The organism is Sulfitobacter geojensis, assembly GCF_000622325.1.
GTDB lineage: Bacteria > Pseudomonadota > Alphaproteobacteria > Rhodobacterales > Rhodobacteraceae > Sulfitobacter > Sulfitobacter geojensis.
Map to the genome: position 1 here is coordinate 3,618,251 of NZ_JASE01000005.1, position 22,009 is coordinate 3,640,259.

The 22,009-nt window shown below is 58.8% G+C and carries 21 protein-coding genes and 1 tRNA gene; 10 read left to right on the forward strand and 12 right to left on the reverse strand.

Annotated features, from left to right (window positions below; genetic code table 11):
• Window positions 1–27: 27 nt before the first annotated feature.
• Window positions 28–408 (reverse strand): YraN family protein, encoded by a 381-nt coding sequence (locus Z947_RS0119745; protein ID WP_025046008.1) that lies wholly within the window; start codon window positions 406–408, stop codon window positions 28–30.
• 15 nt (window positions 409–423) lie between these two features.
• A complete protein-coding gene (rsmI, locus tag Z947_RS0119750; protein WP_025046009.1) occupies window positions 424–1,284 on the reverse strand; it encodes a 16S rRNA (cytidine(1402)-2'-O)-methyltransferase in 861 nt (286 codons plus the stop codon).
• Between the two features lie 86 nt (window positions 1,285–1,370).
• On the opposite strand from rsmI, the gene Z947_RS0119755 reads away from it, so the two are divergent.
• The 3 genes from Z947_RS0119755 (at window position 1,371) to murJ (ending at window position 6,986) form a co-directional block, all read left to right on the forward strand.
• Window positions 1,371–2,555 carry a penicillin-binding protein activator gene (locus Z947_RS0119755; protein ID WP_025046010.1) on the forward strand — a complete coding sequence of 395 codons (1,185 nt, stop codon included), beginning with the start codon at window positions 1,371–1,373 and terminating at the stop codon, window positions 2,553–2,555.
• Complete coding sequence (locus Z947_RS0119760; protein WP_052880633.1) at window positions 2,552–5,341, forward strand: [protein-PII] uridylyltransferase; 2,790 nt, start codon at window positions 2,552–2,554, stop codon at window positions 5,339–5,341. Before Z947_RS0119755 ends, Z947_RS0119760 begins: the two co-directional genes overlap by 4 nt.
• Before the next feature lie 103 nt (window positions 5,342–5,444).
• Window positions 5,445–6,986, forward strand: a complete 1,542-nt coding sequence (murJ, locus tag Z947_RS0119765; RefSeq protein ID WP_025046012.1) for a murein biosynthesis integral membrane protein MurJ — start codon at window positions 5,445–5,447, stop codon at window positions 6,984–6,986.
• Here murJ and Z947_RS0119770 read toward each other — a convergent pair.
• Window positions 6,983–7,669, reverse strand: a complete 687-nt coding sequence (locus tag Z947_RS0119770; RefSeq protein ID WP_025046013.1) for a rhomboid family intramembrane serine protease — start codon at window positions 7,667–7,669, stop codon at window positions 6,983–6,985. The genes murJ and Z947_RS0119770 overlap by 4 nt on opposite strands.
• A gap of 75 nt (window positions 7,670–7,744) precedes the next feature.
• Between Z947_RS0119770 and trpS the strand changes: the two genes are divergently transcribed.
• From trpS to Z947_RS0119795, 5 genes are all read left to right on the forward strand, one after another.
• Complete coding sequence (gene trpS / locus Z947_RS0119775) at window positions 7,745–8,764, forward strand: tryptophan--tRNA ligase (protein WP_025046014.1); 1,020 nt, start codon at window positions 7,745–7,747, stop codon at window positions 8,762–8,764.
• 145 nt (window positions 8,765–8,909) lie between these two features.
• The gene (locus Z947_RS0119780) at window positions 8,910–9,392 is read left to right on the forward strand and encodes a VOC family protein (protein WP_025046015.1); all 483 of its coding nucleotides are present in this window, start codon (window positions 8,910–8,912) and stop codon (window positions 9,390–9,392) included.
• A gap of 82 nt (window positions 9,393–9,474) precedes the next feature.
• Window positions 9,475–10,581 (forward strand): class II histone deacetylase, encoded by a 1,107-nt coding sequence (locus Z947_RS0119785; RefSeq protein WP_025046016.1) that lies wholly within the window; start codon window positions 9,475–9,477, stop codon window positions 10,579–10,581.
• A gap of 3 nt (window positions 10,582–10,584) precedes the next feature.
• Window positions 10,585–11,163 (forward strand): nitroreductase family protein, encoded by a 579-nt coding sequence (locus Z947_RS0119790; RefSeq protein WP_025046017.1) that lies wholly within the window; start codon window positions 10,585–10,587, stop codon window positions 11,161–11,163.
• A complete protein-coding gene (locus Z947_RS0119795; protein WP_025046018.1) occupies window positions 11,160–11,855 on the forward strand; it encodes an EI24 domain-containing protein in 696 nt (231 codons plus the stop codon). Before Z947_RS0119790 ends, Z947_RS0119795 begins: the two co-directional genes overlap by 4 nt.
• Here Z947_RS0119795 and Z947_RS0119800 read toward each other — a convergent pair.
• A complete protein-coding gene (locus tag Z947_RS0119800) occupies window positions 11,815–12,108 on the reverse strand; it encodes a DUF1467 family protein (protein ID WP_025046019.1) in 294 nt (97 codons plus the stop codon). The two genes, Z947_RS0119795 and Z947_RS0119800, sit on opposite strands and share 41 nt — an antisense overlap.
• A gap of 3 nt (window positions 12,109–12,111) precedes the next feature.
• Window positions 12,112–12,516: a methylmalonyl-CoA epimerase gene (gene mce, locus Z947_RS0119805; RefSeq protein ID WP_025046020.1), complete on the reverse strand. Its 405-nt coding sequence runs from the start codon at window positions 12,514–12,516 to the stop codon at window positions 12,112–12,114.
• A gap of 129 nt (window positions 12,517–12,645) precedes the next feature.
• Between mce and Z947_RS0119810 the strand changes: the two genes are divergently transcribed.
• Window positions 12,646–13,365 (forward strand): response regulator, encoded by a 720-nt coding sequence (locus Z947_RS0119810; protein ID WP_025046021.1) that lies wholly within the window; start codon window positions 12,646–12,648, stop codon window positions 13,363–13,365.
• A 7-nt stretch (window positions 13,366–13,372) separates the two neighbouring features.
• Here Z947_RS0119810 and Z947_RS0119815 read toward each other — a convergent pair whose 3' ends face one another.
• From Z947_RS0119815 to aspS, 4 genes are all read right to left on the reverse strand, one after another.
• The gene (locus Z947_RS0119815; protein WP_025046022.1) at window positions 13,373–14,098 is read right to left on the reverse strand and encodes a GNAT family N-acetyltransferase; all 726 of its coding nucleotides are present in this window, start codon (window positions 14,096–14,098) and stop codon (window positions 13,373–13,375) included.
• A 71-nt stretch (window positions 14,099–14,169) separates the two neighbouring features.
• Window positions 14,170–15,336, reverse strand: coding sequence for a DUF1501 domain-containing protein (locus tag Z947_RS0119820; RefSeq protein ID WP_025046023.1), 1,167 nt, complete (start codon window positions 15,334–15,336; stop codon window positions 14,170–14,172).
• Between the two features lie 9 nt (window positions 15,337–15,345).
• Window positions 15,346–16,845 carry a DUF1800 domain-containing protein gene (locus Z947_RS0119825; RefSeq protein WP_240477549.1) on the reverse strand — a complete coding sequence of 500 codons (1,500 nt, stop codon included), beginning with the start codon at window positions 16,843–16,845 and terminating at the stop codon, window positions 15,346–15,348.
• A gap of 33 nt (window positions 16,846–16,878) precedes the next feature.
• On the reverse strand, window positions 16,879–18,729 hold the full coding sequence (gene aspS, locus Z947_RS0119830; RefSeq protein WP_025046025.1) for an aspartate--tRNA ligase: 1,851 nt from the start codon (window positions 18,727–18,729) through the stop codon (window positions 16,879–16,881).
• Window positions 18,730–18,930: 201 nt separating this feature from the next.
• Between aspS and Z947_RS21605 the strand changes: the two genes are divergently transcribed.
• Window positions 18,931–20,862 carry a DUF4214 domain-containing protein gene (locus Z947_RS21605; protein WP_025046026.1) on the forward strand — a complete coding sequence of 644 codons (1,932 nt, stop codon included), beginning with the start codon at window positions 18,931–18,933 and terminating at the stop codon, window positions 20,860–20,862.
• 64 nt (window positions 20,863–20,926) lie between these two features.
• Here Z947_RS21605 and Z947_RS0119840 read toward each other — a convergent pair.
• The 3 genes from Z947_RS0119840 to rpmI form a co-directional block, all read right to left on the reverse strand.
• Window positions 20,927–21,003 (reverse strand) — tRNA-Met (locus Z947_RS0119840).
• Window positions 21,004–21,268: 265 nt separating this feature from the next.
• Entirely contained in the window at window positions 21,269–21,634 is a 366-nt protein-coding gene (gene rplT / locus Z947_RS0119845; RefSeq protein WP_025046027.1) for a 50S ribosomal protein L20, read from the reverse strand.
• 15 nt (window positions 21,635–21,649) lie between these two features.
• On the reverse strand, window positions 21,650–21,850 hold the full coding sequence (gene rpmI, locus Z947_RS0119850) for a 50S ribosomal protein L35 (protein WP_025046028.1): 201 nt from the start codon (window positions 21,848–21,850) through the stop codon (window positions 21,650–21,652).
• Window positions 21,851–22,009 lie beyond the last annotated feature (159 nt).

Sequence of the window (22,009 nt, forward strand, 5' to 3'; positions counted from 1 at the left end):
GCGCAGCAGGGGGACAGGTGCAATGGGTCAGCCGTGCCCGAAAGCGTTTTCAATGATCTGTAGATCGCCGGAACCATCTACCAATGCCACGTCAAACCGCACATCTGTCAGACTTCCACGCGGTTCTGTGCCCAGAAATTCTTCCGCTGATGCATAGATACGCTGCATCTGACGCGATGACAGGCTTTCTGCTGCACGGGCAAGGCTGCGGCTTTTCTTGACCTCGACAAAAACCAGTCCGTTGCCATCGCGCACGATAAGATCGATTTCGCCACCTGCGCCACGCCAGCGCCGGCGCGCTATGGCGAAACCCCGGCGTTCATAATCTTGGGCAATCCGTAATTCGGCAGCGACGCCAGCATGAAACGCCATTCGTCCCCGATGATGCCTGTCGCCTGAAATCGTCATGATCACCCTTTCGCATTATCCATCGCGGTCGAGCGCCAAAGCCATCTGGTACACTTTGCGACGGGGCAGATCATGGGCTTGTGACACCATATCTGCCGCATCGCGCACAGACATTTCTTTCAGCGCCGTACGTAGGCTTGTTTCTATGTCGACTTGCTTAACAGTTTCTAAATGGCCACGATCCACCAGCACCACGATCTCGCCTTTAGGATTGGCTTTTTCATAAAATTGCGACAACTCCTCGAGCGAGCCACGTCGAATTTCCTCGAATTTCTTGGTCAGTTCCCGACACACGGCGGCAGACCGCCCCGCGCCCAGAACCACCGCGGCATCCCGCAACATAGCGCCCACCCGCTTGGGTGATTCGTAAAAAACCAATGTCCCGGCGACGTCCTTGAGCTTTTCCAGCGCGGCAGAACGCGCTGTCGTGGTACTGGGCAGAAAACCGGCAAAGAAAAACGCGTCGGTTGGTAACCCCCCCAGCGCGAGTGCTGTCACCACAGCGGATGGGCCGGGCGCGCAGGTAACTGTGATCGTTTCGCGCGCTGCCAGACGGGACAATTCAAACCCCGGATCCGCAATCAGCGGCATCCCTGCTTCCGACGCATAAGCGACCGATTTGCCTTCTTTCACCGCGTCGACCAGCCGCGCACCAACGCCTTCGCTGCTGTGATCATGCAAGGCGACGATGCGCCGGTCGCGCAGGGGCACCCCGTGGATGTCCATCAGTTTGCGCAAGGATCGCGTGTCCTCCGCCGCAAGCACATCCGCCGAGGCCAGCACATCGAGCGCGCGCAACGTGATGTCCCGCGCCGTGCCGATAGGCACGCCGACAAAGTACAAACCTGCCGACAATGGCACCATTTGGTAATTCACGCTGGACCCGCCTTTCGCACCGTCTATGATCACGCCCGAGTGATGCGGTGCGCCTGCATCCATCAACCTTGGGGGAGTGAGTACCGATGATTGCCTTTTTAAACGCCGGCCGCAAGAAGTTGCGGTTACTGATGTTGCCTTTTGCCGCCCTTTTGCTGGCCGCCTGTGATCCTGCTGCCGTCGGATCGCTTGCCACCGGTGGCGGCGTAAAGATTGACGCGAACGCCCCCGTGCCAGTAGCTCTGCTGATCCCGCGCGGCGGATCACAAAGCGACAACCTGTTAGCGCAGAACCTTGAAAACGCCGCACGTTTGGCGATCCGCGATCTGGGCGGCGTCAAAATTGATCTGCGGGTCTATGGCACCGCCGGCAACTCTGCCACAGCGGCAAACATGGCATCACAGGCCGTCAACGACGGGGCCAAAATCATCCTTGGACCGATCTACGGTGAATCCGCAAATGCGGCAGGTGTTGCAGTGGCATCGCAGGGCGTTAACGTCCTGTCCTTCTCTAACAACCCGACCATCGCGGGCGGCAACGTCTTTGTTCTGGGGCAGACCTTTGCCAACACCGCCAACCGTCTGGTCGGCTACGCCAAACGCAATGGCAAAGATAAAATCGTCATTCTGCATGCCAGCGATGTCGCCGGTCAGTTGGGGCGCAATGCCATCCAGCAGGCGATCTCGGCCAATGGCGCGACGCTGGCGGGGACCGTGGATTACGCCCTGAGCCAGGAATCAGTCGTTGCCGCCATTCCACGCGTCAAAGCGGCTGTCGGGTCTGGCGGTGCAAATGCGCTGTTCCTGACAACCTCATCTGCGTCGGCGCTTCCGTTGTTCGCGCAATTGCTGCCGGAGGCCGGCGTCAGTTCCGCCACCTCGCAGTATATCGGTCTGACCCGTTGGGACATTCCCAAACAGACGCTGGACCTGCCCGGTGTGCAGGGCGGTTGGTTCGCTCAACCAGACCCCGCAGCGACAAATGCCTTTAACCAGAAATACAGCGCCGCCTATGGGGCGTCACCGCATCCGCTGGCGGGGCTCGCCTTTGACGGGATCGCAGCCGTGGGTGCACTGGTTAAATCCGGCAAATCCAATGCGCTGACCGGTGCCTCGTTGACCCAAGGCGCGGGCTTTCGCGGGGCCAGCGGCATCTTCCGCCTGCGCCGTGATGGCACCAATGAACGTGGCCTGGCCGTGGCAACCATCCGCAACAAATCCGTTGTCGTGTTGGAAGGCGCACCCAAAGCCTTTGGCGGCGCTGGTTTCTGAACTTGACCACCTCTTCGTCCATCGCAAAGCAATCAGGCGCGGGTCACACACCGCGCCTGATTTGCGCACCCGAACTGATCTTTGACACCGAAGCTGTCGCGCTTGCGCTGCAACAAGCCGGTGCCGACCTGCCGCCCGCAGACCAACGTGCCGCGGCTGTGAAAATCCTGAGCGCCGCACAAAAATCCGGACGTGCCATCATTGCAGAGAGCTTTGCCGCTGCGCCCTTTGATGCCCGTCCGATGACGCGTGCCTATACCTATCTGACCGACCAGCTAGTGCGCAGCGCGCTCGAATTCTCAACGCAGGTGCTGCACCCCAAGCCGAACCCGACCGAGGGCGAGCGGCTTTGCCTGATTGGCGTTGGCGGCTACGGGCGCGGTGAAATGGCCCCGTTTTCCGATGTCGATCTACTGTTTCTGATTCCTTACAAAGCGACCGCATGGTCCGAAAGCGTGATCGAAAGCATGCTTTATATGCTGTGGGACCTGAAGTTGAAGGTGGGTCATGCGACCCGCACCATACAGGAATGTGTCCGCTTGGGTGGAGAGGATTTCACCATCCAGACCGCCTTGCTGGAGCACCGGTTTATTACCGGCGATGCCGCACTTGAGGCAGAATTGGAGCAGGCGCTGGAGGCACAGCTATTTTCTGGCAATGGTCATGATTTCATCGAGGCCAAGCTGGAAGAACGCGACCAACGGCACGAAAAACAGGGCCAGCGCTATGTGGTGGAGCCGAACGTCAAGGAAGCCAAGGGTGGCTTGCGCGATCTGCATTCGCTCTTCTGGATCGCGAAATTTATTTACAAGGTGAACCATTCCTCCGAGCTGGTCGAAAAAGGTGTCTTTCGCCCCGAGGAGTACGCCACCTTCCGCGCCGCGGAGGATTTCCTGTGGGCCGTGCGCGGCCATTTGCATCTGCTTACGGGCCGCGCCACCGAACAGCTTACCTTTGACATGCAAGTGCAGGTGGCCGAAGCGTTGGGATATAAAGACACTGGCGGCAGGCGCGGTGTCGAAGTGTTCATGCAGGCGTTCTTTCGCCATGCCACTGCCGTGGGCGATCTAACCCGCATTTTCCTGACCAACCTCGAAGCAATCCACGTCAAGGCGGAACCGCTGCTGGAGCGGCTGTTTCGCCGCAAGCCCAAGATCAAAAAGGGCTATGTCGTGGTGCACAACCGCATCGCCATCCCTGACGAGGCCGCGTTTCTGTCGGACAAATTGAACCTGCTGCGCCTGTTCGAAGAAGCTTTGCGCACCGGCATGCTGATCCATCCCGACGCCATGCGACTGGTCAAAGCCAACCTGCATCTGATCGACGCGGATCTGCGCACCACACCTGAGGCGCGGCGGATCTTTTTCGATCTGTTGTTGAAACACGGCAACCCCGAACGGGCGCTGCGGCGGATGAACGAACTGGGCGTGCTGGGTGCGTTTATCCCCGAATTCGAACCCATCGTCGCGATGATGCAGTTCAATATGTACCACAGCTATACCGTGGACGAACATACAATCCAGACGATCCGCAATCTGGCGATGATTGAGAAGAACGAGCTTGAGGAAGAGTTGCCTGTCGCCTCGTCGATCCTGCAACGAGGTGTGAACCGCAAGGTGCTTTATACGGCGCTGTTGTTGCATGACATCGGCAAGGGACGGCCCGAGGATCATTCGATTCTGGGGGCCAAGATTGCCCGTCAGGTGGCACCGCGTCTGGGGCTGAAGCAGGAAGAGGTGGACACCGTTGAATGGCTGATCCGCTATCATCTGTTGATGTCGGACATGGCGCAGAAACGCGACATTGCCGATCCGCGCACGGTGCGTGATTTCGCCAAGGCCGTGCAGACGGTCAAGCGGCTTGATCTGCTTTGTGTGCTGACGGTTTGCGACATTCGCGGGGTCGGCCCGAACACTTGGAACAACTGGAAAGCGGTGCTGATCCGAGGGCTGTACCGACAGACCGAACGTGCGCTTGAAACCGGTCTTGAGGATTTGAATCGCGAAAATCGTGGGGCGGAGGCGAAAAAGACACTGCGTCTGGAATTGACCGACTGGCCCCGCAAGGAATTGCAGGCTGAAACGTCGCGCCACTATGATCCTTATTGGCAGGGCTTACATGTCACGGCCCATGTGGCGTTTGCGAACCTGTTGCGCGGCATCGGGAACGACGATGTGCGCATTGATCTACACCCTGACGAAGATCGCGACGCCACCCGCGCCTGTTTTGTCATGCCGGATCACCCGGGCATCTTTTCGCGTCTTGCCGGTGCTCTTGCGCTGGTCGGTGCCAATGTTGTGGACGCTCGCAGCTATACAACCAAAGACGGCTTTGTAACGGATGCCTTCTGGATACAGGACGCCGAGGGCAACGCGTATGAATCCGCCCGCTTGCCCCGCCTGCGCCAGATGATCGAAAAGACCCTGCGCGGAGAGGTTGTGGCCCGTGATGCACTGAAATCGCGCGACAAAGTCAAAAAGCGCGAAAAAGCGTTCAAGGTGCCGACGCATATCACCTTTGATAACGACGGGTCCGAGATTTACACGATCATCGAGGTCGACACCCGTGACCGCCCCGGACTGTTGTATGATCTGGCGCGCAGTCTGGCAGCCTGCAACGTTTATATCGCGAATGCCGTCATCGCGACCTACGGCGAACAAGTGGTCGATACCTTTTACGTCAAGGACATGTTCGGGCTGAAATATTATTCCGAAAGCAAGCAGCGCACATTGGAAAAACGTCTGCGCCAAGCGATTGCAGAAGGGGTGGAGCGCGCCGACAAGTAAGGCGCGAACCTGCCCCGCACATCGCCGCAGACCAAGGATGCCAATTGCGCAAATCACCAGCGCAGGCTAAGCCTGCCCGACCCTTCATGGCTGAAAGCACCCGATGAAACCCATCCGTCTTATGTCCGGCTTTTTTACCGTGGGCTTCTGGACGCTGTTCAGCCGTGTGTTGGGCTTTGTGCGCGAAGCACTGCTGATTGCGCTGATCGGTCCCGGCCCGGTGATGGATGCTTTTGTCGCCGCGTTCCGTTTACCCAATATGTTCCGCCGGTTCTTTGCCGAGGGTGCGTTTAACGCGGCCTTTGTGCCGATGTTTTCCAAGAAACTGGAAGGGGATGAAGGCGCGCAAAAATTCGCGCAAGAGGCGTTTAACGGCCTCGGTTTCGCCGTTCTGATCCTTGTGGGTCTTGGTATGGTCTTCATGCCGGCCTTTGTCTGGCTGACCGCCGAAGGCTTCGCAGGCGATGAACGGTTCGACATGACCGTCGGCTATGGCCGCGTCGTCTTTCCCTACATTCTGTGCATGTCCTTGGCCGCGCTGTTTTCCGGCATCCTCAACGCCACGGGCCGCTTTGCTGTTGCGGCTGCGGCCCCTGTGCTGCTGAACATCCTGCTGGTCGGGGCGATGGTTGTCGGGGCGGTGACCGGCGGGCCGATCATCACATGGTTGATCTGGGCCATTCCGGTCGCAGGCGTGGCACAGCTGGCGTTGACATGGCGCGCCGCGGCACAGGCGGGGTTTGCCCTGCGCCCGTCCCGCCCACGCTGGACGCCGGATATGAAAGCGATGGTGGTGATCGCCCTGCCCGCTGCGCTTGCCTCTGGTGTCATGCAGATCAATCTGGTGGTCGGACAGGTTGTCGCCAGCCAATACGATAAGGCCGTGTCGTGGCTGTTCGCGGCTGACCGGCTGTATCAACTGCCCTTGGGTGTGGTCGGCATTGCTGTGGGCATTGTGTTGCTGCCTGATCTGTCGCGCCGGTTGCGCGCCGGTGATGACGCTGGCGCGCGCATTGCCCTGAGCCGCGCAGGGGAGATTGCGCTGGCGCTGACCATCCCGTCGGCCATCGCGTTGATGGTGGTGCCGCAAACGCTGGTCTCGGTGCTGTTTGAACGCGGGGCCTCGAACGTGGATGACACCGCCGCCATCGCTGCCGCCGTGGCGGTTTACGGGTTGGGTCTGCCCGCCTTTGTGCTGCAAAAAGTCCTGCAACCGATCTATTTCGCCCGCGAAGACACCCGCCGCCCCTTCCATTTCGCGCTGGTGTCAATGGTGGTGAACATCGCGTTGGCTGTCGGTCTGGCCCCCTTCATCGGTTGGATCGCCCCTGCCATCGCCACCACTTTTGCCGGCTGGGCGATGGTGCTTTGCCTGTTTCTCGGGTCCCGCAAATTCGGCGATGCCGCACGGTTTGACGACCGGTTCCGCAAACGCATCTGGCGGATCATCGCGGCCTCTCTGGTGATGGGCGTGGCGCTGGTGTTGGGCAACATGTTGCTGGAAAGCGTATTGAACACGCCGTGGTGGCGCGGTCTGGGGCTGGTTTTGCTGATTGGCATCGGCGCGATCAGCTATTTTGGTGTGGGCCAGTTGTTCGGGGCCTTCCGGCTGGCGGAGTTCAAGGCCGCCGTGCGGCGCGGTTAACGCCGCCGCATGGCATCAACGATCCGCGCCCATTCCCCCGGTGCCATGACAAAACACAGGCCAAAGCCAAGGAAAAAACCGATCAATTCGGCCACCCATTGTGTGCCCACCTCAAAGAACACCCCCCAAACCAGTTGAATGCCCATCAGGAAGGCGATCAGCGTAAAGGCGCGGTACTGCTGCGCGCCCGTGCCCGTCAACTGCCGCCACATGACAAAGGAATATCCGCCGATCAGCCCGTAAACACTGGGATATGCCCCGACAAGCCACGACGGGTCATCCAGCAAAAGCGCGTAAAACCCCGCCCCGCCAGCCCCTGCCAGCACAAAGATCACCGCAAAGGTGACAGGCCCCATCGCTTCGGCCACCAGCTTGCCCAGTGCAAGCAACAACACCACTGCAAACAACGCATGGGTGAACCCCAAATGGATGAACGGATAGGTAAAGGCCCGCATCACCTCGGCGAGGGGCCATTGTCCGTTGGCCATCATCCAGTCAAAGATCTGCCCAGAAAATCCAAAATCGCGGATCAGTCCCAGCCGCCAACCGACAGCACCGGGTCCGCCGATCATTCCGGCCTCGCCCAGCGACAGCCCCGCCTCGACACCGGCAATCGCGAGAAAGGTCAGCGTGACGATGGGGGGCAATGGATTTACCGGTGGTTCAAATTCGGGGTCTTGCATGGCCGCTCCTTGACGCGATGATGTGCTAGGGGTACGCCGCAGGCATCCGTTAATCCACCCCTTCGAGGTCCGCATATGCCCGATACCAAATTTACCCCCCGCGTTTTCTCTGGCATCCAGCCGTCCGGCGGTCTGACGCTGGGCAATTATCTGGGCGCAATCAAACGCTTTGTGTCGATGCAGGACGAGGATTACGAGACCGTGTATTGCATGGTCGATATGCACGCGATCACCGCCAAATTCCTTGATCCCAAAACTTTGGCCCATAACACCCGCGAACTGGCCGCAGGGTTTATCGCTTCCGGCGTTTCGCCTGAGAAATCAATCCTGATCAATCAGTCACAAGTGCCCGAACACGCGCAACTGGCATGGATCTTCAACTGCGTGGCACGCATGGGTTGGATGGGTCGAATGACCCAGTGGAAAGACAAGGCAGGCAAAAACGCCGAAGCCGCGTCTTTGGGGCTGTTTGCCTATCCTGCGCTAATGGCGGCGGACATCCTGATCTATCATGCGACACATGTGCCGGTTGGCGACGACCAGAAACAGCATCTTGAGCTGACCCGCGACATTGCGGCCAAATTCAACCACGACTACGGCGTCGATTTCTTTCCCATCACCGAACCGGTGATCGAGGGGGCGGCAACCCGCGTGATGTCGCTGCGCGATGGCTCCAAAAAGATGTCGAAATCCGATCCATCCGACGCCAGCCGCATCAACATGACCGATGATGCCGATGCGATTGCCAAAAAGATCCGCAAGGCCAAGACCGATCCAGATGCCCTGCCGTCCGAAGTCGAAGGGCTGGAGGGACGTCCCGATGCACGCAATCTGGTGAACATCTATGCGGCCCTGAACGAGCAAACGATCGAGGAGGTTTTGCGCGACGTGGGCGGCCAGCAGTTCGGCACGTTCAAACCGGCGCTTGCCGAACTTGCCGTGGCCAAACTGGCTCCGATCTCAACCGAAATGGCCCGCCTGATGGCTGAACCCGACGAAATCGACCGCATCCTCAAGCGCGGTTCGGAGCAGGCACGCGAGATCACCGCCCCGATCCTCAAGAAAACTTACGATATTGTCGGGATGGTCGGGTAACCGGCAAGGCAGCACTTAAACCTGCCCCTGCAGGGAGGGGCGGGTTTGCGTTTTACATCCTGCGCACAGATCATATGCGCAGCGGCAGGTTGAAACACCTCTGCAAGACATACAAATCTTGGGCAACACAATGAAAGCGGTGCCCATGACACATTCCCACCCTTCCGTCGGACACGTCCATTTGCGCGTTTCTGATATTGACCGTTCCATCGCCTTTTACCGCGATATATTGGGTTTTGCGCTGAACCAGCGCATGGGCAATGGCGCGGCCTTTCTGGGCGCGGGTGGCTATCACCACCACATTGGCCTGAACACATGGGACAGCGCCGGCGCCACCCCGCCACCCGCGGGGCATACCGGTCTTTATCACGCGGCTTTCCTCTATCCTGATCGCGCGTCCTTGGGGGCGGTGATCCAGCGTGTGCTTGACGCCGGCATGGCGCTGGACGGAGCGGCAGATCACGGGGTAAGCGAAGCCGTCTATCTGCGGGATCCTGACGGCAACGGGGTCGAACTGTACCGCGACCGCGCGCAAGCGGACTGGCCCCGCGACGCAGCGGGAGGTTTGGAAATGGTCAACAGACCCTTGGACATCCCCGCACTTCTTGCAGAAGCGGCGCAGGCTTAGACGCGGCATGCAAACCATTCGGCCCCATGGACAATCCCGCCCACCTAAGACAGGTTCACGCCGGTAGAAGAGGAGCATCACAATGGCTACTGGTTTTTTCTGGGATGAAAGCTGTTTCTGGCATGCCGGCGGCAATTATGCCTTCACGGTCCCTTTTGGCGGGCTGGTGCAACCGCTTGCCGCGGGCGGTATTCCCGAAAACCCCGAAACTAAGCGCCGTTTGAAAAACCTGATGGATGTGACCGGACTGACGGCAGAGCTGGCCGCGCAATCCGCTCCCAACGCCACTCGCGACATGCTGGAACGCGTGCACCCCGCGTCTTACCTCGACGCCTTCAAAGCCGCATCTGACGCCGGCGGCGGCGAGATGGGGCCGAATGTGCCTTTCGCCCGCGGTGGTTATGAAATCGCAACCCTTTCTGCGGGTTTGACCGTTGCGGCCGTAGATGCGGTGGCAAGCGGTACCTTGGAAAACGCTTATGCCCTCAGCCGTCCGCCGGGCCACCACTGTGAACCCGAAAAACCGATGGGATTCTGCCTGCTGGCCAATATCGCCATCGCGATCGAAGCGGCGAAGGCCAAGGGGTTGCTGGGGCGCGTGGCTGTCCTTGACTGGGATGTCCACCACGGCAATGGCACCGAAAACATCTTTTATGCGCGCGACGACGTGCTGACGATCTCCTTGCATCAAGAGGGGAACTATCCCCTGACCACAGGTGCGATAACGGACCGTGGCACGGGCTCCGGCGAGGGCTACAACATCAACCTGCCGATGCATGCCGGTTCAGGTCACACCGCGTATCTACACGCCTTGGACCGCGTCGTAATCCCCGCGCTGGAGACGTTTAAACCCGATATGATCATCGTCGCCTGTGGCTATGACGCCGCAATTATCGACCCGCTTTCGCGGATGCAGGCCACCGTCGAAACCTTTGGCGCGATGACCCGCAAAATCAAGGAAACCGCCGCACGCTTGTGCGATGGCAAGCTGGTGCTTGTCCATGAAGGCGGATATTCCGAAGTTTATGTGCCGTTCTGCGGCCACGCCTCAATCGCCGCCTTGTCAGGCAGCAGCATTGACGCACCCGACCCTTTGGCCATCGCCATGAACAATCGCCAGCCGTCGCCAGCTTTTGACCTTTTCCTACGCCAGTCGATTGACGACATGGCACAACAGTTGGACCTCTAATCTATGCCCGAATTGAACTCCGAAGCGCTGAATTTCCTGCAAACCCGCCGCTCGCGTCCGGCAAAAACGCTCACCTTGCCGGTGCCAGATCGCGATGCTTTGCAGCCGCTGCTCATCGCCGCCGCCCGCACACCGGATCACGGCAAACTGGAACCCTGGCGTTTCATCGTCATCGAAAAACCCGCGATGTCCCGGCTGGCCGACATTGCAGAATCGCGCGGCACGGCGCTTGGGCTTGAGCCTGAACAGGTTGCAAAAGGGCGCGGCCAATTTGATCAGGGCAACCTTGCCGTGGTTGTGATCGAAGTCCAAAAACCATCCGCGAAAGTCCCCGCGCTTGAACAAACCTATTCCGCCGGCGCAGTTTGCCTTGCGCTGGTGAATGCGGCCCTTGCTGCCGGTTGGGGGGCGAACTGGCTCAGCGGCTGGCCCTCGCATGATCGCGGCTTCATGAGCGAAGCCTTCGACCTCGCCGATCATGAACGCATCGCCGGCCTGATCCACATCGGCACCGAAACCTCGGTCCCACCGGACCGCCCGCGCCCCGACATCGACCAAATAACGACATGGATGCCCAAGTGATCTTTCGCGCTTTCCTTCTAGCCCTTGGCCAATTGTCCGATCCGCGCTTTCGCCGGGTGTTCTTTATTGGCATTGCGCTGGCGCTGGCTTTGCTTGTCGGGTTTACTGCCGCTTTCACCGGGTTCATCAACTGGCTGACCCCCGAAGAGGTCTGGCTGCCGATCCTGGGCGAAGTCCGCTGGGTCAGCGATTTGCTATCGTGGGGCGCTGCATTCCTGCTGATGTTCCTGTCCGTTTTTCTGATGGTGCCCGTCGCTTCTGCCATCACCTCGATGTTTCTGGACGAGGTGGCAGAGGCCGTAGAAGCAGAACATTATCCGGACGCACCACCCTCGACCCCTGTCCCCTTTGCCGACGCATTGCGCGACACGGTCAACTTTCTGGGAGTGCTGATCGGCGCGAACGTCCTTGCAATTGTGCTTTATGTTCTATTTGCGCCCGCGGCATTGTTCATCTTTTGGGGCGTGAACGGGTTTCTGCTGGGTCGCGAATATTTCACGATGGTCGCAATCCGCCACGTTGGCCGCACAGAAGCAAAGAAGCTGCGCCGCCGCTTCATTGGCACCATCTGGCTGGCCGGTGTTTTGATGGCCATGCCGCTTTCTATTCCGCTTTTGAACCTAATCATCCCGATTCTGGGCGCGGCAACCTTCACTCACCTATTTCACGGCCTGACCAAGCGCCTGCCCTAAACAGGCTCTCTACATCATCGACAGTAATCCACCCCGACAAGATAACCGTCGCGACACAGCTCCAAATCACCAGCGACACCAGCGTGGTCCAGAACGCTTTCTTGCGCAGATGGTGGTGTTCGGGCGATCCTGCATGGGTGCCCGGCACGATGTCGTTCAAATCCCCTTGGGTCTGCACGCGGATGGGCAAGGCGATCAGAAACACCATCGACCAGATCACCGCAAACAGGACCAGCCCTGAAACAATTCCCATGGTTTACACCTGCTCCAGCTCGACGAGGGCACCGTTGAAATCTTTGGGATGCAAGAACAATACCGGCTTGCCATGCGCACCGATCTTGGGCTCGCCAGTGCCCAGCACACGGGCCCCTGTTGATTTCAGATGGTCACGCGCGGCGATAATGTCATCCACTTCGTAACAGATGTGATGAATACCGCCTGACGGGTTCTTTTCCAGAAAACCGTTGATCGGGCTGTCATCCCCCAAAGGGTACAACAATTCGATTTTGGTATTCGGCAGCTCGATGAAAATGACGGTCACGCCATGATCCGGCTCATCCTGCGCCGGGCCGACATTGGCCCCGAGTGCAGTGCGATATTGATCCGCTGCCGCCTCAAGGTCAGGCACGGCAATGGCAACATGGTTCAGGCGTCCGATCATCTTCTCTTCCTTCAACTTTGCACGGTAGCGGCGTTTATGGCGGCAAGAATGATGAAGAGCAATGCGTCATGTTAACCCGCTGTTAGCCACCTCTGGATATTCATCAAGGTGGATCAACTGGAGGCTATCATGGACACGACCGACCCCTTTGCCGCGAACATTCCGATGCCCACGTCAGCGCGCCCGCTATTGGGGCTGACGGTTCTGGTGGTCGAAGACAGCCGTTTCGCGTGCGAAGCCATGCGTCTTTTATGTCTACGTTCCGGTGCGCGGATCAGGCGGGCGGATTGCCTGCGTTCTGCGCGGCGCCATTTCAGGGTTTACCGGCCCTCTGTCGTACTGATTGATCTGGGCTTGCCAGACGGCGATGGTGCCGACCTGATACAAGAGCTGAACGAAGCGGTGCCACGTGTCGATGGCATTCTCGCGATCTCCGGTGATCCCCATCTTGAGGACACAGCTCTTGCTGCTGGTGCGGACGGTTTTTTGGAAAAACCCATCCTGTCGATTGGCGCGTTTCAGGAAAAGATACTTGCGATGCTGCCACCGGAACGCCGCCCTAAGGGTCCGCGTCGCGTGGACGATACTGCCGTCGCACCGGATCGTTTGGCCTATCAGGATGATATGGCCCATATCGCGGATGTGCTGGACGAGGGGTTGAGTGATCACACGCTGGACTACGTCGCCCAGTTCCTAAGTGGGCTCGCCCGCTCTGCCGATGATCCGGTTCTGGAAAATGCGGCCAAAGCGCTCGCCGAAAAACGCGCAAACGGGAAAACTGCCGCTTCTGAAACCGCACAGATTGCCGGCCTGATCCAATCGCGACTGGCAGAAAGAATTGCAATTTAGATCAAGGTTAAAGGGTCGGGTCGCCCGCGACCCGCACCAAACGGGTCAGATCACCAAGGCGCTCTTGCTGCTGCCCGTTTTCATCAAAATTTGCGGGTGACAGCCATGCCTCGAACGCTTCTTTCAACGCGGGCCAATCGCTGTCAATCACTGCGAACCATGCCGTATCGCGGTTACGCCCTTTGACGACATCCGCCTGACGAAACACCCCTTCAAAGCTGAAGCCCAATCGCTGCGCTGCCCTGCGTGACGGAGCGTTCAGCGCATTGCACTTCCATTCATAGCGACGATACCCTGCCTCGAACGCCCATTTCATCATTAAATACATCGTTTCGGTCGCAGCGCGGGTGCGCTGCAAGGCGGGGGCATAACTGATATAACCCACTTCGATCGAACCCGACTTCGGCGCAATGCGCAAATAGCTTGCAACGCCTTCCCAATGGCCGCTTTCAAGATTGCGAATGGCATAAAAAAGCGGATCGCTTGACCCTTCGTGATCCCGCACCCAACGGTGATATTGCGCGGCCGATGAAAACGGGCCGTTCGGCATATAGTCCCAAACCTCATCATTTCCTGCAAATTCGCGATAGAGCAAAGCGGCGTGCGCCTCTGCCGAAAGTTGCGCAAGCTCGACATAACGGCCGCTCAGCCCCTCACCCGTCGGGGTGGCCGGAGCTGTCCAGTTGGCGACCGGCGCGCCAAGGGGGCGGGAATGTGAAGTTTCAGTATTCATAGCGGTACGTTAGGCGGAACGCCGCCGCGCGCCAAGTCCCCATTCGCAGGGAGCCCATGTTCATTTTCTCGCTATTTCAACACTTTCCAATCCCTGCCAAGGTCAAGTCCCGGAAAAACTGCCCCTTCCAACACGCTACGCTCAAGCCCTAGAAGTCCCCGCATGATCCATGCCACCGGTGCGCGGACATCTGCGGTCGGCATCAAATCACGCTCTTGATAAAGCTCATTTTCAGCCAGCCCCGGCCAGTCGGTATAAACCTGTCCCCCCCGAACCGCGCCACCGGCCAAGACCATCACGCCGGCTGTTCCGTGATCCGTGCCACCCGTGCCGTTTTCGCGCGCCGTGCGGCCGAACTCCGTCATCGCGATCACTGCGGTTTTACCCCAAACCTTTGCGCCCAACCCCGAGCGCAGGGTCAAAAGTGTCTCAGACAAATGCGCCAAGCTGCGGGGCAAAGCACGGTCCTGACGGCGATGTGTATCCCAACCGCCGAGCGAAAACGCTGCGACCCGCGCATCGTTCTTCAGACGCGATGCTGCGAAAGCCGCAATTTTTGCATGTGGCTGCCCCTTGGCGCGTGTTGTCGCGCTGCCCGCCGATAACATTTGCGCCTCTGCCAATGCGGCATGCAATGCGGGGTCGTCCTCCATCACCAATTCGGCCAGACGCATCGCTTGCGGGCTTAGACCCAGCCGCGCATCAGGGGCCCAATCGGCCACCGGGGCCGCCCCGTCAAGCATCCGTATATCATTGTTTCCAATGGCATAAGCCGTGTCGGCTCGGATCCCCGGCACCTGTTGCAGCATCCGGTTCAACCACCCGTCGCGCACACCGCCCGCCAGAGTGTCGGTCCCCGCCTCCAACATATCCTGCCCGTCAAAATGGCTGCGCTTGTCCCGATAGGGTGTGGAAACCGCGTGACAGAACCCCAATTCTTGTGCCCGCCACAGCGGCATCAAGGGTGCCAACGCCGGATGCAGCGCAAAGTAGCCGTCCAGATCCAACCCCGACTTGCCCTGCCCCAACCTCGGGCGCAGGGCTGCATAAGCCGGATCACCAACAGGGCGCACCACGTCCAAACCGTCCATCCCGCCGCGCAGAATGATTACCACCAATCGCGTGTCCCAAGGGGCTCTTGCAAAGGTCACGGGCGTTAACAGCGGGCTGGCCGCCAGTGAACACCCGATCACACCTGCGCGGGTCAGGATATCGCGTCTGGAAAGTCTGGCTGTCATCCGGCGCTCCTATCTGCGTTGAAATCCAGGCGAGGCAAGGATCAACCCGATCGCAACCTCGCGGGTTTCGGCGGTGTTTGCGGCAAATTGCACAGCCTCCGGCACCCGCCCCCCTAATGTGGGCTGCACAAAATCACGCGGATCTGGCAGGTCCGCCATCAACTGCGCCGGTGCTGTTACTGCCCAGTCAAGCCGCGCGGAAATTCCCTGCGGGGTGGCCCAGACACTGTCCGCTTCGCCAAAACCGTCAGGACCGGCGGGGGCCAGCCATGACTGGCCCATCAATTGCAACGGACGAAAAAAGATCTTTCGAACCATGGCCAAATCCATTTGTTGCAACCGCTGCGCCGTCACCCCTAGACTGCGCAAGGCTGCGCTGACAAACTCATCGGGCGCGCGCATGTTTGTTGCATTTGGGTGCCACGCCGCCGGGTGTTCCAAAAGGGAGACGTAACAGGCCATCAGATCGCCATCACTGCGCAGATATGCCCCCGCGATATAGTCGATCAAATCACCGGACGGTGTGTCGCTTACGAAATGCACCGCCAGTTTACGTGCGATGTGGGCGGCCGTGGCGGGGTGCCGCGCAAGATCGTTCAACACGGTACGGATCGTGGTCAGCCCCCCATCGCCGCCATATGTTTTGCCCAACACCGTCTCCGCCCCTGGTTCGGTCATGGCGGGCCGGAACTTGAACCCGTAATTGCGCGTTGCACTCAGGCCGGTGAACAGTTTGGCCAATTCGCGTACATCGTTTTGGTCATACGGACCATCAACGCCTAAGGTGTGCAGCTCCAGCACCTCGCGGGCTAGGTTTTCGTTCAATCCCCGCCGACCGTTACGTCGCTTTGCCGCGCGACTGTTCGGCCCGACAGAGGTATTCTGATCAAGATAATCCAGCATCAAGGGATGTGTCACGCACGCCGTCAACAACTCGGCAAAACGGCCGGTCACATGCGGCCGCACCGCGGCATCAACGTACAGCGGACTGGCAAACCGCAACAAACCACCGCCGCCACGCGCGGTGAAATGGTTCGCCCAGAATGCGGTGAGCCGTTCACGCATCCCATGGGTCGCGGTGATGCGGCGCAGTTGGGTCTGCACAAACCAGCGGCTGTGCTCTTTGCGCATGTCGCGCAAAATCCCGCGCGCTTTCTTTAGCGCTTCTTTCCCCTCAGCGGTATCGGGATGTTTACGGGCGTAGCTGTTAAACCGGATCCTCAACGCCAAAGCATCTTGCAACACTTGGAACGGCGGAATTTCAAAGGCTGATCGAGCGTGATCCGCTCTGCCCAGCTCCGACACCATGTCTGCCACGTTTTCAGGCGGTGCTACGGTGGTACTTGGCCCGTATCCGAAACGATGTTCGGCAAGGAAGGGATCAAAGTTCACCGGAGATATCTGTGCAATGCGGGTGTCATCGCAGGCACTATACCTGCGATTGCAGTCAAATTCATCCGGCGTCTTGCGACATTTGGCCATAAATCGCTGGCCGGTCGGAAAGGGCACACACCAATGCTGCCCTTTCCTTGTTTCTCGATCTTACTCCTGCGGAATGACCCGCAAACCAAGTTCCATCAACTGATCGGAGGATGGATCGCTGGGTGCGTTCATCATCAGGTCTTCGGCCCGTTGGTTCATCGGGAAAAGAATTACTTCGCGGATGTTCTGTTCATCCGCCAGCAACATCACGATCCGGTCGATGCCCGCCGCGCAACCACCGTGAGGGGGCGCGCCGTATTGGAAAGCGTTGACCATGCCGCCAAAGCGTTTTTCGACTTCTTCCTTGCCATAACCCGCAATTTCAAAGGCCTTGAACATGATTTCCGGTTTGTGGTTCCGGATCGCGCCCGACACCAGCTCATACCCGTTACAGGCCAGATCATACTGATAACCCAACACCTTAAGCGGATCGCCTTGCAGCGCCTCCATGCCACCCTGAGGCATCGAGAAAGGGTTGTGTTCAAAATCGATCTTGCCGGTTTCTTCGTCCTTTTCGTAGATCGGGAAATCGACGATCCACGCAAAGGCAAAGCGGTCCTGATCGGTCAGGCCCAATTCGTCACCAATCACGGTGCGCGCACGACCGGCAACCGCTTCAAAGGTTTTCGGCTTGCCGCCAAGGAAGAAAGCTGCATCGCCAACGGTCAGACCCAGCTGCTGGCGAATGGCTTCGGTGCGCTCTGGTCCGATGTTTTTGGCCAAGGGTCCCGCCGCTTCCATGCCGCCCTCAACTTCGCCGGATTTCAGCTTGGCCTGTGCTTCTTTCACGGTGATGCCCAGCTCCTGCGCCACGGCGTCGGCTGTTTTCTCGCGCCAGAAGATATACCCCATGCCGGGCAGACCTTCCTTTTGCGCAAAGACGTTCATCCGGTCGCAGAACTTGCGCCCACCGCCGGTGGGTGCCGGAATGGCGCGCACTTCGGTGCCTTCCTGCTCCAACAGCTTGGCAAAGATTGCAAAACCGGAGCCTGCGAAATGCTCTGACACGACCTGCATTTTGATCGGGTTACGCAGGTCGGGTTTGTCGGTGCCGTACCACAGGGCCGCGTCCTTATACGAAATCTGCTCCCATGTTTCATCGACCTTACGGCCGCCGCCGAATTCTTCGAAGATGCCGCCAATAACAGGCTGGATCGTGTCGAAGACGTCCTGCTGGGTGACAAAAGACATCTCTAGGTCAAGCTGGTAGAAATCGGTCGGGGACCGGTCCGCACGCGGGTCTTCGTCGCGGAAACACGGCGCGATCTGAAAGTATTTATCGAAACCCGACACCATCAACAGCTGTTTGAACTGCTGCGGGGCCTGCGGCAGGGCGTAGAATTTGCCCGGATGCTGACGTGAGGGGACCAGAAAATCGCGCGCGCCTTCGGGGGAGGACGCGGTGATAATCGGGGTCTGGAATTCCTTGAACTCCTTGTCCCACATGCGTTTACGGATCGAGGAAACCACATCGGAACGCAGCACCATGTTCTGCTGCATCTTCTCGCGGCGCAGATCAAGGTAGCGGTAGCGCAGGCGCGTTTCCTCCGGGTATTCCTGTTCGCCGAAAACCATCAGCGGCAGTTCAGCAGCAGATCCCAATACCTCGATATCGCGCACAAAAACTTCGATCTCGCCCGTGGGGATCTTGGTGTTGATCAGGTCAGCGTCACGCGCCTTTACCTCTCCATCAATGCGGATACACCATTCGGAACGCACCTTTTCCATGTCCTTGAACACGGGGCTGTCCGGGTCACACAACACCTGCGTCATGCCGTAATGGTCACGCAGGTCGATAAACAGGATACCACCGTGGTCGCGCACGCGGTGCACCCAACCGGACAGGCGCACAGCGTCGCCCTTGTTAGAGATGTTCAGATCGGCGCAAGTATGGCTGCGATAGGCGTGCATGTCGGTCCCTTTCGAGGGCTGAATTTGTTGGCGCAGATACACCTTTTGACAGGGCAAAAGTCAAGGGCAGCGGGCCTTGTATGCAAAAGCGGCAATCGGGGGGAACAAAAACCGCCGCACTATGTCCTAATACACTTCACAGCAAGGTTTGAAATCGTATAGCTTTTCGGCATTCAGATTGAACTTTTATGGATTTTACACATGGATCAGGACTTTTCCGACGCACTTGCACAGGCTTTTGGCTCTTTCAGTGCTCTCGGCGCATACGGCGGTTTGACCGTCCCCACTTCACCCGATGACATCTTGAACTGGACAGTTGGCGAATACCTTGCCTTGATCGACGCCGCAGAAAACGCACTGACCTCGCTGGACAGCTCGATGTTTGCAGGGCTCTTGAACAACCCCAATTTCTCTGCGGGGCTGGATGCCGAAACCCGCGCCACCTTCGAAGCATGGGCAGCGGGTGATTTTTCCCTGATCACAGCCCCCCTTGCCGAGGCGCGCGCGCTGATGGCCCCCTATTCTGCCGACACCCTGCTGCGCGACGCGATAGAGGGGATCGACCCCAACGGCGGGTCCGTCGAGGCGATCGAAAGCGCCTTTGCCGACGCCGAAGCGCGCATTGCCGAACTGTTGTGGGATGACCAAAACGGCGTTTTTGCCTCGCCTACCTTTGCCGTCGATCTGGCATCGGGGGTCTGGTCCTCCGGTGTTGGCGGTTTTGGCGGATCGACTTTGGCCGAGTTCTTTAACCTTTTGGGCGAAGCGGCAGGCAACGCGATTATGTCCTTCATCGGCAGCCGTGACAGCGTGTTGGGCCAGCTGATCAACGAAGGGGCCGACGCCGCCGCAATCGCGGCCGCGTCCGGTGCCGCCGAAACGGCCAGTGCCCAAGCGTTACAGTCCCTGCAAGAGATTGGCGCACTTGTCACATCACAGGGCACCTCCGATCCCGCTGCCACCGAAAGCCAGGCCGCAGCGCAGGTTCAGGGATTGATAAACGCCCTTGCGACAATCCTGCCGGGCCTTGGCGGGGCGCTTGATACGCTAATCCTCGGGTCGCGTAATTCCGACCCCAGCTTTGTCGTTAGCCCGGACGGCGATGTTTCAGGGTCCGAACATGGCGATTGGTTCTATCTTTCAAAACTGGCCGATGTTTTTGACGGCGGTGTCGGCACCGATGTCTTGTTCGGCTTTGAAGGTGACGACAATCTCTTGGGGGGGGCGGATGCGGACAATCTGTTCGGCGGTCTCGGCAATGATATGCTGCGCGGTGGCACCGGTGACGACGCCATTGATGGCGGCGCAGGCGACGGGGATGTCGCAAGCTTTCTTAACGGGTTGGGACAATTTACCCTACAGTTCGCGGCTGATGGCAGCGTGACCGTTCAGGACCGCGCGGACGGGGGCGAGGGCACCGACCTGCTGACCGGCATCGAATCCTTGTCCTTTGGCAGTGGCGCGTCGATCTTTACCGACGGCATGATCAACCTTAGCCAGTTTCAGGGCATCGCAGGCCTTGATGCCGCGCAGATCAGCACCTTCGTTGAACTATACGTGGCCTACTTTAACCGTGCACCCGATGCTATTGGTTTGAACTTCTGGGGCTCTGCCTTTGCCAACGGGACCTCACTGGAAGAGATCGCAAATCTGTTCCTCGATCAGGACGAAACCCGCGAAACCTATGCTGCGGATATCAGCAACCTGCAATTCGCCACTCAGGTCTACGAGAACGTCCTTGGCCGCACCCCCGATGCTGGCGGACTGGCGTTCTGGCAAGGGCAGTTGGACGATGGCAACATTGGTCGCGGCGCGTTCATCCTTGAGGTGCTGAAGGGTGCCAAAGTCGACCTGCCTGCCGGTGCAACGCAAGCCGACATTGACCTGCAACTCGCCGATCGGGGATATCTGAGCACAAAGACAGACATCGGCACCTACTTCGGTGTCATTAAAGGGCTGTCTGACGTTGCAGATGCGTCTGCCGCAATGCAGCTGTTCGCGCGCGGATCCGAAAGCACAATCCAGTCGGCAGTTGATCTGATCGACGGCGAATATTCCGCTGCGTTGGCTGATGGCAGCGGTGAGTTGTTGATGCAACTTGTTGGCGTGGCTGACGACCCGTTTGCGGTTTGATCGGGTTCGCACCAGACACTGGACCAAGAAAAGCAAAAGCCGCCCCGAAGGGCGGCTTTTAGCTTGGTTGCGGGAGTAGGATTTGAACCTACGACCTTCAGGTTATGAGCCTGACGAGCTACCGGGCTGCTCCATCCCGCGCCAAGTTCGGACCGTATACGAGCAAGAGATTGGGACCACAAGGACAAAAATGCCCCCTGCATCAGTTTAATTCTCGTTCCTGCAAAATATCGCCTGCCTGCTCGCAAGCCTTTGCAAAACCACCGCCATTACGCGCAGGCGATCCGCCGCAGAAGCCCGGTTTCACCCGCTGCGCACAGGCCTTCGGCCGGTTTTCATGTGCACAAACAGAAAAAGCCCCGCGCGAACTGCGCAGGGCTTTTCCTTAAACTATCTGTATCAGCGCTTAGGCTGCCAGCGCGTCCTGCGCTGTCTTCACAATCGCACCAAACGCATCAGGTTCGTTCACCGCCAGATCGGCCAGAACCTTACGGTCCACTTCGATGCCGGCAAGGTTCAGACCATTGATGAAACGGCTGTATGTCAGCGCTTCGTCATGCGAGCGAACCGCAGCGTTGATCCGCTGGATCCACAATGCGCGGAAGTTGCGCTTGCGATTCTTGCGGTCACGGGTTGCGTATTGGTTGGCCTTGTCGACCGCCTGTGTGGCGACCTTAAAGACGTTTTTACGACGACCGTAGTAACCTTTTGCGGCTTTGACGATCTTCTTGTGACGGGCGTGGGTAACTGTCCCACCTTTTACTCGTGCCATGCTAGGTCTCCTCTATCAGCGGTCGTAGGGCATGAAGCCCTTGACGATCTTTGCATCGGGCGCAGACAGTGCTGTCGTGCCGCGTGCGTTACGGATGAACTTTTTGGTCCGTTTGATCATGCCATGCTGTTTACCAGCCTGACCCGCGATGACCTTGCCGGTCGCCGAGATCTTAAAGCGCTTTTTAGCGCTCGATTTCGTCTTCATCTTAGGCATTTCCGTCTCCGTATACTTGAGTTCGGTTAACGCGCGCCTCGGCATGCCACATTGGCCGGACGTGCGGGTTGAAGTCACGCCGTATAGGAGGGTTGTCAAAGCTTGGCAAGGGGTTCTGTGCAATAGCCGGCAAACCTTGCCCCGCCCCATGGTCTGCGC